The organism is Corallococcus sp. AB032C, from assembly GCF_003668935.1.
Classification (GTDB): domain Bacteria; phylum Myxococcota; class Myxococcia; order Myxococcales; family Myxococcaceae; genus Corallococcus; species Corallococcus exiguus.
Map to the genome: position 1 here is coordinate 1 of NZ_RAWP01000239.1, position 2203 is coordinate 2203.

Sequence of the window (2203 nt, forward strand, 5' to 3'; positions counted from 1 at the left end):
GGAGAGGTGTATAAGAGACAGGGCTTGGGGGACATGGCGACGGCGGCGGCCGGGTCCAGGTCCTTGAGGTTCTTCACGACGGTGCGGCCCTGCGCGTCCACCACCTTGAAGTTGGTGTCCGCGTCCTCCAGCTCCGCCGTCTCCTCGTAGAGGCGCGCGAACGCCCGCGCCACGGAGGTGCGCCCGGCCACGTTCGCCACGATGCGGCACTTGGACAGGGCCCGAAGCTCGTCCAGCACCCGCACGTTGAGCGGGTCCGACATGGCGACCACCAGCGTCTTGCCGTCGTCGCGCAGTTGCAGCGGGACGACAGAGAAGTCGCGGGCCGTCTGCGCCGGAATCTTGGCCTTCACGTGCGGCGGCACCATCTGCACGGAGTCCAGGTTCACCGCCGGCATGCCCAGCTGCTTCGACAAGGCGCGCACGAGGATGTCCTCGGAGACGAGGTTCATCCGGACGAGGATCTCGCCCAGCTTCCCGCCCCACTTGGCCTGCTCGGCGAGCGCCGCCTTGAGCTGGCTCTCCTGCAGGACGTTCGCCTTGATCAGCAGTTCTCCAAGCTTGATCTGTGCCATGTCGTGCGCGCCATAGTACCCGGTTTGCGCCGGGACGCTGCCTTTCGACGCCTGGAAGCTCAGGAACCCGGCGCGGGGGGCGGCTGGGACACCGTCCCCTCCGAGCGGACCTCCTGTCCCCGCGCGTCGACGTCCACCACCTTCGCCCCCTCGGGCGCGCCCATTTCGTAGAGCGTCAGGTCCGGGCGGCCGTTGAGGCGGATGTCCGTGTACTTCAGGTCCAGCTTCGTGCCCGCCGTGGTGGCGATGAGGTGCACCTTGTCCGGGAAGAACTGGTCGCCCCGCTGCTGGAAGTCCTCGAACGCCAGGTCGTAGCCCGGCACGCCCCGGACCTCGCTCTTCACCACGCGCAGGTGCTTGGGATCCACGCGCAGTGTCTGCGTCGCCGGGCCCCGCTGGAGCTTGAGCACGTACACCTGCTCCTTCTCATCCAGCTCCAGGGTCATGGACTCCGGCGGCAGGAGGGGAACCTGTCCCAACATCACCGCCACCAGCTCCTCGCTCGGCAGGACGACAGGCAGGAAGCGGGACACGTTCTCCGCGCTCGCCGGGCCCTGGAGGTACGTGTTCTCCCGCGCCTGGTAGACGCCAAAGCGCTCGCCGTCGGAGACGAGCGAGGCCACCGGGCGGTTGAAGAAGTCGTAGGTCTCCAGGTGGATGAGGGCCGGGCGGGTGATGGAGAGATAGGTGGAGAGCGTTCCGCTGCCCTGGGGCGAGTCCACGTGCAGCTTGGCGTCACCCTCCAGGGTCACCACCTTCGCCTGCCGCTCGCGCACGTGCTGGTAGAGCGTCTGGGCGTCCTCGATGCGGCCCTCCGGACCGAACTCGAGACGTTTGGGGCAGGCCGAACAGAGGAGGGCCAGGAAGATTGCGGCGGCTGCGCGGTTCATATGTCCTAGTGTGAGCCAGGGCCGCCTGCCCGGTCATCCATCATGAGCCTGAACGATCTACTTCATTACCTTCGCCTGGGCGGCGTCACCCTCGCCCTCCTCCTGGGCGCCTCCGTGGTGGCCCTGGGCGTGGCCATCGAGCGGCTCATCGCCCTCTGGGGCGTGAGCGAGCGCTCCCGCAACCTGGGCGAGATTGTCCAGAAGCACCTCCTTCGAGGTGACATGGCCGCCGCCCGCACCGCCGCCGAGCGCTCCGACGCCGTGGCGGCCGACATCTTCCTCGCCGGGTTCGACCGCTGGGAGCGCTCCCGCTCCACTGGCGGCAACGGCATCGAGTCCGCCGTGGAGCGCGAGCGCGCCCAGGTGGGACTCAAGCTGCGGCGCAACCTGTGGCTGCTCGCCACCATCGGTTCGACGACGCCCTTCGTGGGCCTCTTCGGCACCGTGGCCGGCATCATGCGCTCCTTCAAGGACCTGGGCGTGGACGTGGAGGCCGGCGGCACTGGCGGCTCCGCGGCCGTGATGACGGGCATCTCCGAAGCGCTCGTCGCCACCGCCGTGGGCATCCTCGTCGCCGTGCAGGCGATGGTCTTCTACAACTACTTCCAGGCCCGGCTGTCCCGCGTGCTGGTGGAGCTGCGCCTGTTGGGCGACGAGTTCGCGGAGGTGCTCAAGGAGCGCTCGGCCGGCGGCCCGCTGCCGGAAGCCACCCCGCCCCCGCGCGAAAGCACCACGCCC

Annotated in this window: 3 protein-coding genes; 1 reads left to right on the forward strand and 2 read right to left on the reverse strand. The window is 69.0% G+C overall.

From position 1 onward, the window contains the following. The coding region (locus D7X99_RS41790; protein WP_121782571.1) for a general secretion pathway protein GspE at positions 1-575 on the reverse strand (575 nt) is incomplete at its 3' end. A 59-nt stretch (positions 576-634) separates the two neighbouring features. Then, positions 635-1465 carry a DUF4292 domain-containing protein gene (locus D7X99_RS41795; RefSeq protein WP_121782572.1) on the reverse strand — a complete coding sequence of 277 codons (831 nt, stop codon included), beginning with the start codon at positions 1463-1465 and terminating at the stop codon, positions 635-637. A gap of 42 nt (positions 1466-1507) precedes the next feature. Here D7X99_RS41795 and D7X99_RS41800 point away from each other — a divergent pair. Then, positions 1508-2203: MotA/TolQ/ExbB proton channel family protein (locus tag D7X99_RS41800; RefSeq protein ID WP_147476427.1), on the forward strand; the 696-nt coding region annotated here is incomplete at its 3' end.